The following is a 14,106-nucleotide window of genomic DNA, read 5'->3' as shown; positions in this document are numbered from 1 at the left end:
GCTACTCCTTGGTCGCCAGGCCGAGGATCCGGCCGAGCACGGCGCTCAGCGCCGCCTCCGGATCGTCCGCCATCGACGCGGACCGCCAGGCCACCATGTGGTCGGGACGGACCAGGAGCACCCCGTCCTCCCCGACCTCGGACAGGGCGCGGTAGTCGCCGTAGCTGTCCTCGTAGTCGCAGCCGCGGCCGATCGAGCGCACCCGGACGGGCACGCCCAGCCGCGCGGAGACGCGCTCGGCCGCCTCCCGCCAGGCCGCGCCGCCGACGCCGGTGAGCAGGGTGAACCTGCCCCGGCCGCACAGGTCGAAGGTGGAGACGCGCTGCTGGTCCCTGGTCAGCCACACGTGCGGCAGGTGGCGTCCCGGACGGGTGGAGGCGAAGTAGTAGACCTCCTCGTCCCGCGGCGCGGGCTGCTCGGGCGTGCCGTCGGGCACGATCGCGCCGGACGTGTAGTGCTGGTTGGTCTCGACGCCGTGCGTGTTGAAGCACATGATCGTGGCCTGCATCGCGGCGTCGAACGCCTGCCGCCGCTCGCCGCCCTCGGCCGTCAGCGACAGCAGGGCGTCGAGGGCGTCGCGCAGTTCCGCGGCGCCGGAGGCGGGCGGCAGGCGCAGCGCCATGAAGAGCTGCGGCATCAGCCCGTCACTGCGCTTGGCGCGCTGGACGATCTGCCTGGCGACCGGCAGCCGCTCGTCCCGGTAGCTGTCGAGCAGCGCCGGGGCGGCCTCGCCGCGCACCACCATGGCGAGCTTCCAGCACAGGTTGTAGCTGTCCTGGATGGAGGTGTTGGAACCGAGGCCGTTCATGGGCGAGTGCCGGTGCACGGCGTCGCCGACGCAGATGACCCGGCCCGCCATGTTGTCGGTGGCGTAGACGTCGTTGACCGCCCAGGTGGAGATCGACTCGACCGTCACCGGCACCTGGTCGTCGCCGATCAGCTGGTGGGCGATGCGGACGCCGTCCTCCTCGGTGAGCGAGGGATGCCCGGCATTGACGTCGTAGCCCCACACGCCGACCCACTTGGTCCACGGGCGCACCATGCGCAGCACGCCGATGCCGTTGCCGTCGTGGCCGACGCCCGGCTGGACGAACCAGTACATGTCACCCGGCCGGTGTTCGACGAAGCGGGTGAGGTCCGCCTCGAACACCACGTTGATCGAGCCGCCGAGCCCCATCTTGCCGACCAGCGGCAGGCTCGCCTGCGCGGCGACGGTCGAGTTGCCGCCGTCCGCGCCGATCAGGTACTTGCTGCGGATGCCGTACTGCTGCCCGGTCAGCCGGTCCTTGACCAGGGCGGTCACGCCGTCGTCGTCCTGCGTGAACGTCAGCAGCTCGGTGTTGAAGCGCACCGACGACCCGCGCGCGGCGGCGGCGTTGACCAGGATGGGCTCCAGCACGTGCTGCGGCAGGTCGCACACCGAGCACGGGCTGGCCAGGTCGTGCTCGGCCTTGAAGTGCGGGTGGGTGTACCACGTGCGCAGGCGGCCGAGCTCCTGGCCGGCGAGGCTGGTGGCGTACACGTGCTCGCCCATCAGGTGCTGCGGGGTGGCGTTCCTGGTCACCTCGCCCTCCAGCCCGAGGTCGCGCAGCACCTCGACGCCGCGCTGGTTGGTGATGTGCGCGCGAGGCGTGTTCGAGACCCCGGCGTACTTGTTGAGCACCACGTTGGCGATGCCGTACGTCGACAGCAGCGCCGCGGCGGTGGCGCCCGCCGGGCCGGCGCCGACGATCAGCACGTCCGTCTCCACGACGGGGGTGAGGGTTTCCATGTCAATGGCTCCTGGAAGGGAGGGACGTCAGTGCCGGTGGCCCCAGAGGTCGGGGCCGGGGATCTCGGTGACCTGCCAGGTCGCGTCGTCGATGAGCACGCCGCCGCTGCCGAACTCGGTGTGCACGCCCACCGGGGACTCGGCGTAGAAGGAGAACATCTGGTCGTTGCTGTGCCGGCCGAGCGTCATGGTGACCGGGACGTCGCGGTCGAGCACCAGGTCGTAGGTGCGCCCGACCTGGTCCATGTCGGGCACCTCCAGCATGAAGTGGTGCAGGAACGGCTGGTGGATGCCGAAGAACGGGCCGTCCACGAAGGCGATGCTGTGGTGGCGCGGGTTCGTGTGCAGGAACGTGGCCTGGAACGGCCTGCGCATCGTGTCGCTGATCTTGAAGCCCAGGACGTCGGTGTAGAACCGCTGCTGGGCCGCCACGTCCGGGCTGGCCAGCACCACGTGGCCGAGGCCGAGGTCGCCCGTGACGAACCGCTCGATGTCCCGCGCCGAGGTGAACTGCCCCTCGCCCGCCGAGGCCCCGTGGAACAGCTCCACCCGGTTGCCCGCCGGGTCGAGGAAGTGTGCCATGCCGGCCACGCGGCGGATCTCCAGCTCGCGCTGGGTCGCCTGACGGGCCAGGACGCCGTGGTCGCTCAGCTCGTCGAGCGCGGCGCTCAGCGCGCCGGCGTCGGCGACCTCCCAGCCGTAGTAGGCGCCGCCGTCCTGCTCGCCGGCCTCGACGGTGATGCGGTGGTGAACGTCGTCGATGCGGAAGTGGGTGACGCCGTCCTCCCCCGCGACCCGCTGCATGCCGAGGATGTCCGTGGCGTAGGCGGTGAAGGCGTCCGGCTCGCGCGCGGACAGGCCGAGGTAGCCGAGCTGCTTGATGTCCATGCCTGATGTCTCCTGTCGTACGGGGTCAGAACGCGTCGGTGAGGAAGCCCCGCAGCAGCGCCGCGTACTCGGCGGCGCGCTCGATCTGCACCCAGTGGCCGCAGTGCGGGAAGATGTGCAGCTGCGCGTTGGGCAGGTGCTGCTGCAGGAAGACGCTGGAGTCGGGGGTGACGAACCGGTCCTCGCGGCCGTGCACGATGAGGAACGGGTGCGGCATCCGGCGCAGCGCCGACGGCGGCACGGCCATCTCGGCGGGCGAGGAGGAGAAGAAGCGCTCGAAGGAACGCCGCACCTCGGGCCGCATGACCTCCTGGTAACGCGTCTCGGTGATCTCCGAGATCGACGTGCCGAGCGCGTCCTCGTCGTGGACGAACCACTTGGTGAGGTTCTCCAGCGCGCTGATCGTCGGGTCCTTGTAGAAGGACACCATCCGCATGACCTCGGGCGTCGGCTGCGAGTGCCCGCCCGCGCTGCCCATCAGGGAGATCCGGTCGAAGCGCTGCGGCGCCGTCATCACCAGGTGCATGGCCAGGGCGCCGCCCATCGAGTTGCCGACCAGGTGCGCCCGCTCGACGCCGCGGGCGTCCATCAGGGCGAGCACCTGCTCGACCCGCAGGCGCATCCAGCCGGTCAGGCTGCCCGGCATGTCCTCGGGATGGTCGGTGCGGCCGTAGCCGACGAGGTCGGGAGCCAGCACGTGGTAGTCGTCGCTGAGGGCGGGCACGAAGCCGCTCCAGTTCGACACCGCGTTGGCGCCGGGGCCGCCGCCGTGCAACAGGATCACGGTCTCGCGGTCGTCGTCGCCGCTTTCCAGAAAAAATGTGGAATAGCCGTTGGTCTCGACGGTGCGCTCGGTCACTGGAATGGGTTCCTTCCCGTGCTGTACGGGCATTGCCCGGCATGATCTGCTGATCGGGCGGACGGCTGTGATCGGCCCGCGGGGCGACGGCGGGCTTGCCACTCGCACCCCTCGCATTGCTAACTTGTGCGCTGTCGCACCACCGTAGACGGACACCACGTTGATGCGCTTCGTACGATCTGTCGTTAGTTGTCGGCGCCGATCCGACGCTGTGTCGCAGGACAGGAGCAACCCCGGTGAGCCTTGATGACGCCGTGCAAGATCTGGCCGATCGCCTGGGCGTGGCGCTCGTGGTGGTCGATCGCGACCTGAGGACCGCGGCGTTCAGCGTCCACGACACCGACGCGCGGCTCGCCCGGCTGGCCCGGCTGCTCGCCGGCTCGACCGCCCCGCTGACGAAGCCGCTGGTGGAGGAGCACCGGCTGCGCCAGGCCAGGCACGGCGTACGGGTCCCCCAGGACGACGGCGAGCTGGTCGTGCTGCCGCTGCGTCATGAGCAGCAACTGCTCGGCTACGTCTATTACGTCGAGGACCGGGAGGCGCCGCGCGCCGACGACCTCGCGGTGCTGGAATCCGCCGCGCCGGAAATGGGCGCGCTGCTGTCGCTGCGCATCTCCGATCGGCGGCACGGCACCGAGAATTCGCGGCAGCTGCTCGCGGAATTGCTCGGAGAATCGCCGGAGAAGCGCGCGAAGGCGGCCGGGAAACTCGTCCGGGACAATCTCATCGACGATGTCGAGCATTATTCCGTGCTCGTTCTCCGGGCCCCGGCATCGGCGCCCAGATCCATTACCCGGCTGGCCGTCGAGGCGACTCTGGAATTCACCACGAGATCGACGACGGTGAAAATCGTCGGCGCCGTTCTCGGGGCGGAGGGAATCGTTCTCTTCCCGCGTCCGGTGAATCACGACAGGCTCGAACGCGCGCTCGCCGGTCCCGGCCTGGAGGCGGTCGTGGCGGGCGTGGGCAGCGTGAAGCCGTCGCTGGCGGAGGCGGTCGACTCCTACCACGAGGCCCGGCTCGCCCACCGCGCCTCGCGCCTCGATCCGCAGCGGTACGGCAAGCGCGTCTTCTGGGACGACCTCGGCCTCGACCGCCTGCTCCTGCAGCTGCCGCTCGACCGGCTGACGCCGAGCCAGTTCCCCGACGGAGTGCGGCGCCTGCTGGACGCGCCGCACGGCGTCGAGCTCGCGGCGACGCTGGAGGGCTACCTCGACAGCGGCGGCGAGATCCAGAGCGCGGCACGGCGGCTGCGCATCCACCGCAGCACGCTCTACTACCGCCTCGACCGCATCCGGGAGGTCATCGGCTGCGACATCACCGACGGGTCGATCCGCCTGGAACTGCACGCCGGTCTCCGCATCGCCCGCCTGGCCGGGCTGTGGCCGCACGAGTGAGCCCCATGGCCGCGCGGTGGAAGCGCTCCGGCAGGCGAGGCGGGCGGGCCTCGCCGTCGTGTTGCCGTCCTGCCGGGATGTTGCCGCCCGCTTGCCCCCACCGGCAAGCCCGGCGTCGACCGGCGCGCAACCGCCGCCGCCGATCGTGGCTTCCGACCGCGATCGGAAGGGACGGCCGCCATGGAACAGCGCAGGGTGATCGAACGGCACGGCGTCTCCGCCATGCCCGAGCATCGCCGCACCGCCCGCCCCGCGAGCGTGACGTGGGTGCTCGTGGGGTCGAACCTGTCGCTCAGCGCGACGGTGTTCGGCTGGCTGCCCGTCACCTACGGCCTGAGCTGGTGGCAGATCGTCGCGGCCGCCGTGGCGGGCACCGCGCTCGGCCTGATGGTGGCGGCGCCGCTGGCGCTGCTGGGGTTCCGGGCCGGGACGAGCAACACGGTGGCCGCGGGCGCGCATTTCGGCGTGCGCGGCCGGCTGGTGGGCTCGCTGATCGGGCTGCTGCTGTCCCTGGGATACACGGCGGTGGCGATCTGGACGGGCGGCGAGGCCGTCGTGGCCGTCCTCGCCCGGTTGAGCGACGCCGTGCCGGACTCCGTGCCGGGCGCCGGGCCGGGCGAGGCGGCGCGCGCGGCGGCCTACGCGGGCATCGCGGTGCTGGTGGCGGCGCTGGCCGTCGGCGGGTTCGAGCTGATCTCCCGCATCAGCGCGCTGCTGGTGGCGCCGATGGCGCTGGTGCTGGCCGCCGGAGTGGTCGCGTACGCGCCGGGCTTCGACCCGTCCTGGTCCGCGGCCGCCGCCGGTCGGCCGGACGGCGCATCGGCGTGGATCCTCGCCCTGGTCACGGCCGGGATCAGCGGCCCGGTCGCCTACGCCACGATCATCGGCGACTACACGCGTTACCTGTCGCCCAGACGGCACAGCGCGGCGAGCGTGGTGTGGTCGTCGGCCGCCGGGCTGTTCTGCGGGCTGCTGGCGCCCACGTTGTTCGGCGCCTTCGTGGCGATCTCGACGCGGGCGGAGAGCGCGTACCTGGAGAGCCTGGTACGGGCGGCGCCGGCCTGGTACGTGCCGCTGCTGCTCTTCGCGGCCGTGGCCGGGTGCCTGGGCGCGGCGGGCGTGCCGCTGTACAACATGGGGCTGGAGCTGCACGGCCTGTTCCCCCGCACGTCCAGGACGGCGGGCGCGGCGGTGGCGACGGCGATCACCGTCGGGCTGGTGTTCGCCGGCCGTTCCACGGTGGGGGTGGAGCAGGCCGTGACCGGGTTCGTCGTGGTGCTGACCGTGCTGGCCACGCCGTGGGCGGTCATCGCGCTGATCGGGCACCTGCGCTGCGGACGGGTGTACGACGTGCGGGACCTGCAGGTGCACAACAAGAGCCTGTCGGGCGGCCGCTACTGGTACGCCGGCGGCTGGAACCCGCGGGCCTGCGCCGCCTGGCTGGCGGGGGCCGCCGTCGGCCTCCTGGACGCCGACAGCCCGCTCTACACCGGCCCGCTGGTCGTCGTGACCGGCGGCCTGGACGTCGGCTTCCTGCTGTCCGCGCTGGTCGCGGCCTGCGTCTACCTGCTGCTCGGCACTGGGCACCGGGCCGGCGAGCCGATCCCCGACTGGCGGCAGGCGTACCTGTGGCCCGCCGCCGGCCGCTGAAGAACACCCGTCCCCGCCCGACCTCATCAGGAGAGCGTCATGAGCCTCGACCACACCCGAGCGACCCGGCTGTGCCCGGTGAGCGACCTGGACGACCGGCTGCGGGCCGCGGTCACGGAATACGCCGGGCAGCAGCTGCTCGGCGACCTGGCGGAGACGGCCGACATCTGCTGCGAGACCCGCAGCGTCCCCGTCCCGCCGCCGGGCCGCGGGCGGCGTGGCCTGCTCAACGGGCTGTTCGGCGCGTTCAGGGCGGCCGGGCTGGAGAGCGGGCCGTTCACCACGGCCGCCGTCGTCACGCCGGGCGTGATCGTGATCGCCACCGTCACCGACGGGGGCACGCAGGTGCGGCTGGGCGCCAGGCTGGCGGACGTGTCGCTGCACGTCGCCGACCCCGCCCTGTACGGGCGGGCCACCGGGGTGGACGTGCAGGCGCGGTGGTTCGGGTCGTCGGACGCGAGCTCGTACCTGCTGCCGCTCGACACCGGGCCGGCCGGGCAGGCGTTCCTGGCCCGGCTGCGCGAGCTGACCGCCGCGGCCCGGCACAGGTGAGCGGTCAGGCGCGGCCCGTGCCCGCGTCGTCGCCGAACCGGACCGCGAGCTGCGTCCGGCCGCGCACGCCCAGCTTGCGGTAGGCGCTGGACAGGTGCGTCTCCACGGTCTTCACATCGATCACCAGCTCCTCGGCGATCTCCCGGTTGGACCGGCCGCGCGCCGCGAGCAGGGCCACCCGCCCCTCCGACGGCGTCAGCCCGTACGGCTCGGCCGGGCGGACGGGCTGCGCCGCCGCCGCGGCCCAGCCGTCCGCGCCGATCCCGGCGAAGACGGCGGCGGCCCGCTCGGCGCTCTGCCTGGCCGCGGCCCGCTGCCGCAGCCGTGTCTGCGCCTGGGCCAGCGCCAGCAGCGTGCGGCCGAGCTCGAACGGCATGCCTGCGGCGGTGAACTCCGCGCAGGCGGCGCGCAGCTCCTCGGCGGCCCGTTTGGGCGAGCCCGTGGCCACGAGCAGGAGGCCACGGGCCCGGCCCGCCACGCCCCTGGCCAGCGGCCGGCCGATCAGCCGCGCCGACCTGGCGGCCCGCTCGGCCAGCTCGGCGGCCCGGTCGAGACGGCCGAGCGCCGCCAGCGCCTCCACGTGGTCGGACACCGCGGTCGGGCACACCACTTCGAGCGCCGCTCCGAGGGCCGTGGCCGCCTGCTCCATGTGCTCCAGGTGCCGTGCCGCCTCGGCCGGGTCGCCCGCCGCCAGTTCGACGAAGCCGAGCAGGGCCCGCAGGCACAGCGCGCCCGTGCCCATGCCGGACCGCAACGCCACGGTCAGGCCCTCCTCGGCGATCGGCCGCGCCCGGTCCAGCTCGCGCCGGTGGGCCAGCACCAGCGCCTCGGTGAACAGGGCGGACGTGGACGGCGTCCCGGTCTCCTGCCCGGCGCGGCGGGCGAGCGCGGCGCGTTCGGCGGCGGCGTCGAGGTCGCCCGCCAGGCACTCCACCTCCGTGGCCCACATGAGCGCGGACGGGATGTAGGCCTCGACGCCGGCCGCCACCGCCGCCGTGCGGACGGTGTCGAGCGCCGCCCGTGCCGCCGGCAGGTCGCCGAGCGAGCGGTACAGGTAGCCGGCCACGTGCAGCGCGGCGAACGGGGAGCGGTCCAGCGGGTTGTCGTAGGACGGCTCGGGCACCGCGGCGGGCGGCCTGGCGGTGCGCATGAACTCGATGGTGATCGTGGCGATGGTGGCCTCGTCGTGCAGGGCGGCGTCCCCGGTGCGGGTGGCCACGGCCAGCAGCTCGCGGGCGTGCCCGGCGGCCCCGGCCAGGTGGCCGACATGCATGCGCGAGTACGCGAGGTCGGCCAGGATCGGCACGAGCAGCTCGACCGACTCCCCCGCCTCCAGCCTGGCCTGCTGGTTGGGGACGAGCGCGCCGGCGTAGTCCCCCTCGCAGAAGATCGCCCGGTTGAGCAGGAACAGCACCTCGGCCTTGACCGGCCCGGACGGGCACCGCTCCACGACGTCCTCCAGCAGCGCGCGGGCCCGGGACGCGCCGCCGCTGGTCAGCAGGTTCGCCGCGGCCTCGATCCGCCGCCTGGTGGCCAGGTCGTCCTGCTCGGGCGGGGTGAGCCGGGCGGCCCATTCGGCCAGCTCCCCCGCCGTGTACGGCGCCCCGCGGGCCACCGCCACCCGCGCCGCCTCGTGCAGGGCGTCGGCGGCGACCGCGTCGGGACCCGTCGCGGCCAACGCCAGGTGCCTGGCCCGCTCCTCCGGCCCGGCCGCCGTGCGGGCGAGCCTGGCGTGCATCTCGCGCCGCCTCGCGGCTCCGGCCGACTCCAGGACGGCGGCGCCGTACAGGGGGTTGGCGAAGCGCGGGACCGGACCGCCGGTGACGACGACGTGCCTGGCGACCAGCTCGGCCAGGCCCTCGTGCCCCGCGGGCAGGCCGTCCAGCAGCCCGGCGCGGGCGCGCGCGGCGGAGGCGAGCATCAGCGCCACCTCGGCCGCCGCCTCCGACAGGCCGTCCATGACGGTGCGTAACAGGTGCCGCAGGCTCTCCGGGACGGGCAGCTGCGCATCCGGGTCGGGCCGGTCGTCCAGGGTTCTGGCCAGCTCCAGCGCGAACAGCGGGTTGCCGCCGCCGGCCTCGTGGACGACCCGCAGCAGAGCGGGCCGCGGCGGCCGGCCGTACCGGGCGGTGAGCAGGGCGCCGATGGTGTCGGCGTCCAGGGGGCCGAGCTCGCGCCGTTCCACCCGGTCGGGAGGCACGGCGTGGGCGAGCGGGGGCCGGGACAGGTCGCCGGTGCCCGTGCCGGTGCCGGTGCGCAGCGTGGCCAGCACGCCGGCGGGCTGTTCCAGCCGGCGCAGCGCGAAGCCGAGCACCGCCTCGGTGGACGGGTCCAGCCATTGCAGGTCGTCCACGCCGATGATCAGCGGCCCCTCGTCGGCGTACCGTCTGAACAGGTGCAGCACGGCCAGCGCGACCGCCCGCTGGTCCGGCGGCGTGTGGCCGGGCCGCTGCCAGAGCAGCGCCACGCCGAGCGCGTCACGCAGCGGCTCGGGCAGCGCGCGGACCGCCGGGGAGTCCTGCTGCCCGTCGAGCAGGTCGCCGAGGCCGGAGTAGATCAGCCCGGTCTCCGTCTCCCCCGGGCGGCAGGCGAGCACCCGGCCCGCGCCGGCCCTGACGGTGGACAGGGCGGCCGTCCACAACGACGTCTTGCCCATGCCTGCCGCGCCACTGATCATGAGCATGCGGGGGCCGGCGTGCGGGAGGCCGAGCCATGCGCGCAGCGAGTCCAGCTCGGCGTCTCTTCCGAGGAGGCGTTCGCCCATGTTCACCTGCCGTGGAACCGCCCCTCGGCGCGGCCGGGACGGTGGGGGCATCGTTCCGTCACGGCTCGTGGAGCGTAACAAAGCATGATCCTCGGGGAAAATGTCGCGCGGGTTCAGGGGTTTCCCTGAGGACGTGACGGACCCCGGCGCCTTTACTCGTCGTCGACGATGTCAGCCCCCTGCCCGGAGGTAGCGCCCGGTGGCCGCAAACATCCGCGTCGCCGTACTCGGACCCGTCGAGCTCGTCGCCGGTCACCGGCGTACCGGCCTGCCGCGATCCCGCCTGCGCGCGGTGCTGGGCCTGCTGGCGTTCACACCCGGCCGGGTGGTGTCGGTGGAACGCCTGGTGGACGGCCTGTACGGCGAGCAGCCGCCGGCGGAGGCCGTGCGCACGCTGCACACCTACATCTCCCACCTGCGCCGCAGGCTGCGCGAGGCCGGTCTGCCCGAGGTCCTGGAGACCCGCGCGCCCGGCTACCGGCTGGCGCTCGTGCCCGGCGAGGTCGACGCCGCCGTCTTCGAGTCCGAGGTGCTGCTCGGCCGTGGCCTGCTGGCGGAGGAGGTCTCGGACCGGGCGGCCGGCGTGCTTGCGGGCGCGCTGGAGTTGTGGCGGGGCGACGTGCTCGCCGACTGCCAGGTGCACGGCTGGGCGCACGGGGAGATCGAGCGGCTCAGGGAGATGCGGCTGTCGGCGACGGAGGACGTCCTGACCGCGCGGCTGCGCCTCGGGCTGCACCGGGCCGCCGCCGAACAGCTGGAGCACCTGGTCGTGGAGCATCCGCTGCGCGAGCACCTGTGGGAGCTGCTCATGATCGCTCATGCCCTGTCGGGACGGCAGGGCGACGCCCTGGCCACCTTCCAGCGGGCCCGCCGGGTGCTCGACGAGGAGCTCGGCGTCGATCCCGGCCCGGCGCTGCGCGGGATCGAGGCGAACGTGCTGCGCCGCCGGCTCACCGCCGAGGACCTGTTGCCCCCGGGCGTCGCGCCGGTCGTGCGGCAGGTGACGGCCGCGCCGGCGGCTCCGGCGGGCGTGCGCACCGGCGTCCCGGCCCCGATCACCCGGCTCGTCGGGCGTGCGGCGGACCTGGCCGAGCTGCGTCCCCTCGTCGAGGGCCACCGCCTGGTGACGCTGACCGGCATGGGCGGCGTCGGCAAGACCCGCCTGGCCATGGCTATGGCCGCGGGCATGGCCGCGGGCATGGCCGCGGGCGCGGGCGCGGGCTTCGACGGAGTGCACTTCGTGGAACTGGCCCAGGTCGAGGACCCCGAGCTGGTGGCGCCGGCCGTCGCCGACCTGCTCGGCGTGCACACCACGGGCGGCCACTCCACGCTGCGGGCACTCGCCGAGCATCTGGGGACGCGGCGCGTGCTGCTCGTGCTCGACAACTGCGAGCACCTGGCCGACGCCTGCGCCGCCGTCGCGCACGAGCTGCTCACGAGCTGCCCGTCGGTGCACATCCTGGCCACCAGCAGGGAGACGTTGCGTGTGGGAGGCGAGCTGGTGTGGCGGGTGCCGCCGCTGGGCGCGCCGCCGTCGGCCGAGCTGTTCCTGGAACGCGCCGGGCTCGGCCCCCTCACCGGCCTGGACGACGACCAGCGGGCCGCACTGTCACTGATCTGCGCCGACCTGGACGGACTTCCGCTGGCCCTGGAGCTGGCCGCGGCCCGGGCCAGGGTGCTGACGCTGCCCCAGATCGCCGAGCGGCTGCACGACCACTTCACGTTGCTGACCGGCGGCCCGCGCACCTCGCCACCGCAGCACCGGACGATGCGGGCCGTCATCGACTGGAGCTACGCCCTGCTCGACGACGGCGAGCGCGAGCTGCTGGGCGCCCTGTCGGTGTTCCCCGGCGGTTGCGACCTGACGGCGGCCGCCGCCGTCTCGGCCGAGCACGACGTTCTCGACCTGCTGGGACGGCTCGTCGACAAGTCCCTGGTGACCGTCGAGCCCACGCCGTCCGGCGCCCGGTACCGCATGTCGCAGACGATCCGCCAGTTCGCCGCCGGGAAGCTGACCCCGCAGCGGCGCGACCTGATCGCGCGGCGGCACGCCGAGCACTACCTGGCCTTCGCCGAGAAGGCGGAGGGCGAGCTGAAGGGGCCGGGGCTCGGCGCGGCGCTGGACCGCGTCGCCGCCGAGCACGACAACCTGCGCGCCGCCTGCACCTTCGGCGCCGCCGACGAGGTGGCGCTGCGCATCGCGGGGGCCGTCTGGCGCTACTGCTACCTGCGCGGCCACTACTCCGAAGGCCGCCACTGGCTGGAGACCGCGTTGCGGCACGCCGGGGCCGCCGCGGAGCCGTACGTGGCCAAGGCGCTGGGCGGCGTCGCGACGCTGACCGCCTACGAGTGCGACTACGCCCCCGCCACCGGGTACGCCGAACGCGCCCTGGCCGCGTACCGGCGGCTCGGCGACGCGGCCGGCGTGGCGCGGGCGCTGAGCATGCTGGGCGAGATCGCCCGCGAGACCGGCGACTTCGACCGCGCCCTGCGGACCCACGAGCAGGCACGGCAGGAGTACCGGACCGCCAGGGACGTCTGGGGGGAGGCGTTCCAGGTCGAGATGCTCGCCCTGGCCTCGTGGCTGGCCGGGCGCTTCACCGAGGCGCGGGCGCGGGCGCGGGAGGCGCACGACGCGTTCGTCCGGCTGGGCGACAAGGAACGCATCGGCTGGACGCTGCTCGATCTGGCCGCCTGCGACCTGTACGACGGCGCCCCCGCACGCGCGCGCGACCTGCTGCTGGAGGCCCTGGCGCTCTTCGAGGACGTCGGCTTCCCCGAAGGGCTCGGCTGGGCCGACAACCTGCTGGCCCTGGCCGACCTGACCGGCGCCGGGCCGTCCGGGGCGTCCGGGGCGTCCGGGGCGTCCGGGGCGGATCTCGGGGCCGCGGCCCGGCGGCTGGGCCGCGCGCTCGACGTCCAGCACCGCCTGGGCGACCTGTGCCGGTCGTCGAGCGTGGTGGAGGCCATCGCCCGCACCCTGCACCTGGACGGCTCCCACGCCGCCGCGGCCGAACTGCTCGGCGGCGCCGCGGGGATCCGCGAGACGATCTCGGCGCCCGTGCCGCCGTGCGAGGCGGCCGACCTCGCCGCGCTGGAGAGCGGCCTGCGTGCGGCACTGGGGGCCGACGGCTACCAGGCCCGCCACACCGCCGGCCGCCGCCGCACCGTCGCGGACACGGTGACCGCGGCCCTGGCCGCCGCCGAGGCGACCGCCAGATGACGACAGGACACGTCATGCTCGTTCACGCCGCGAGACGACGACAGGACACGTCACGCTCGTTCAGGCCACGGAACGACGTCAGACGGACGTCACGTTCGTTCGGCGGCCGCGGGCTGAGGCGAGCCGGGTCACGCCGGCGCCGCCACGGAGCCGGCGGCGAGGAACCGGCGGCCGGGCGGCCTGACCTCCGCCGGTCCCCCGCCGTCGGGCGCCTCCCCGCCGTTCCCCGGCACTTCCCCACCGGCTCCGGGCACCTCCTCGCCGGGCCCTCGCGGCGCACCCTCGTCCGGCTCCGGCGGCAGCTCCTCGCCGGGCGTTCGCGGTGCCGCCCGTCCGGGGGCAGGCGGTGTATCGGGGGTGTGCAGCGATGCCACGTCGGCGCCTCCTTCGACGTTCCGTCCCGTCGTTCTCGCGACCAGGGCTACGCGGCTCCGGTTGCCGGAATGTTGCACCGCTGCTGCCCCCATGGCGGGACGGCTACATCGGCGCCGAGCGGGTGATGCAGCGGGGGTCCGGGTCCTGGGCGGTGGCGAAGAACGCCGCGAACACGACCTGGTCGTCCTTGCGGTCGGTGCTCGTGACGAGCGGCCGTCCGCCGTCGACCAGCGGCAGCGCGGTGTAGGTCGTTCCTGGTTCGACAGCGCGCTCGAAGGCCCAGGCGTTCCGGTAGCCGTCCCTGATCCGCATCTTCACCACAGTCGTGGACCCGCCGTGGTCGACGCGGAAGGTCAGCTTGTGCCAGGCGCGGCCCCCGCCCGGCAGGTTCTCGAAGGTGGCGGTCGCGTCGAGCTCGTACCGGAGCGCCTTGCTGCCGTACGTGTGACAGCCGAGCTGGAGGTCGGTCGCGGCGTGCGCCGGCGACGCCACCGCGAGCAGCAGAGCACTCGCGGCGGCGGCCGCCCCGGCCGCTTTGCCGGTTCCGATCACTGATCTGGTCATTGGTCCCCCTTGTGAGACTGACGTCGGACAGCCTCAGCAAAGAGGACCGCTGTTGCGCGGGGC

The 14,106-nt window shown here is 74.1% G+C and carries 10 protein-coding genes; 4 read left to right on the top strand and 6 right to left on the bottom strand.

Annotated elements, in window-relative coordinates; all coding sequences use genetic code 11:
• Position 1: 1 nt before the first annotated feature.
• Genes AB0J71_RS34055 through AB0J71_RS34045 form a run of 3 tightly spaced genes read right to left on the bottom strand, consistent with a single transcriptional unit; the run spans position 2 to position 3,518 of the window.
• A complete protein-coding gene (locus AB0J71_RS34055; RefSeq protein WP_364418011.1) occupies positions 2 to 1,771 on the bottom strand; it encodes an FAD-dependent monooxygenase in 1,770 nt (589 codons plus the stop codon).
• A gap of 27 nt (positions 1,772 to 1,798) precedes the next feature.
• Positions 1,799 to 2,659 (bottom strand): VOC family protein, encoded by an 861-nt coding sequence (locus AB0J71_RS34050; protein WP_364418009.1) that lies wholly within the window; start codon positions 2,657 to 2,659, stop codon positions 1,799 to 1,801.
• 25 nt (positions 2,660 to 2,684) lie between these two features.
• Positions 2,685 to 3,518 carry an alpha/beta hydrolase gene (locus AB0J71_RS34045; RefSeq protein WP_364418007.1) on the bottom strand — a complete coding sequence of 278 codons (834 nt, stop codon included), beginning with the start codon at positions 3,516 to 3,518 and terminating at the stop codon, positions 2,685 to 2,687.
• 236 nt (positions 3,519 to 3,754) lie between these two features.
• On the opposite strand from AB0J71_RS34045, the gene AB0J71_RS34040 reads away from it, so the two are divergent.
• The 3 genes from AB0J71_RS34040 (at position 3,755) to AB0J71_RS34030 (ending at position 7,117) form a co-directional block, all read left to right on the top strand.
• Positions 3,755 to 4,915 (top strand): helix-turn-helix domain-containing protein, encoded by a 1,161-nt coding sequence (locus tag AB0J71_RS34040; RefSeq protein ID WP_364418005.1) that lies wholly within the window; start codon positions 3,755 to 3,757, stop codon positions 4,913 to 4,915.
• A gap of 180 nt (positions 4,916 to 5,095) precedes the next feature.
• A complete protein-coding gene (locus AB0J71_RS34035; RefSeq protein ID WP_364418003.1) occupies positions 5,096 to 6,565 on the top strand; it encodes a cytosine permease in 1,470 nt (489 codons plus the stop codon).
• 39 nt (positions 6,566 to 6,604) lie between these two features.
• Entirely contained in the window at positions 6,605 to 7,117 is a 513-nt protein-coding gene (locus AB0J71_RS34030) for a hypothetical protein (RefSeq protein ID WP_364418001.1), read from the top strand.
• 4 nt (positions 7,118 to 7,121) lie between these two features.
• On the opposite strand, the gene AB0J71_RS34025 is transcribed toward AB0J71_RS34030, so the two are convergent.
• On the bottom strand, positions 7,122 to 9,881 hold the full coding sequence (locus AB0J71_RS34025; protein ID WP_364417999.1) for an AAA family ATPase: 2,760 nt from the start codon (positions 9,879 to 9,881) through the stop codon (positions 7,122 to 7,124).
• Positions 9,882 to 10,080: 199 nt separating this feature from the next.
• Between AB0J71_RS34025 and AB0J71_RS34020 the strand changes: the two genes are divergently transcribed.
• A complete protein-coding gene (locus AB0J71_RS34020) occupies positions 10,081 to 13,104 on the top strand; it encodes a BTAD domain-containing putative transcriptional regulator (RefSeq protein ID WP_364417997.1) in 3,024 nt (1,007 codons plus the stop codon).
• Between the two features lie 128 nt (positions 13,105 to 13,232).
• Here the strand turns inward: AB0J71_RS34020 and AB0J71_RS34015 are convergent, their stop codons facing one another.
• Both AB0J71_RS34015 and AB0J71_RS34010 read right to left on the bottom strand, forming a co-directional pair.
• Complete coding sequence (locus AB0J71_RS34015; RefSeq protein ID WP_352327256.1) at positions 13,233 to 13,478, bottom strand: hypothetical protein; 246 nt, start codon at positions 13,476 to 13,478, stop codon at positions 13,233 to 13,235.
• Between the two features lie 103 nt (positions 13,479 to 13,581).
• Positions 13,582 to 14,043: a hypothetical protein gene (locus AB0J71_RS34010; protein WP_364417995.1), complete on the bottom strand. Its 462-nt coding sequence runs from the start codon at positions 14,041 to 14,043 to the stop codon at positions 13,582 to 13,584.
• Between the last annotated feature and the right edge of the window lie 63 nt (positions 14,044 to 14,106).

It is taken from the genome of Nonomuraea sp. NPDC049637, assembly GCF_040675235.1.
Taxonomy (GTDB): Bacteria; Actinomycetota; Actinomycetes; order Streptosporangiales; family Streptosporangiaceae; genus Nonomuraea.
This window is presented reverse-complemented; position numbering and strand designations above follow the sequence as displayed.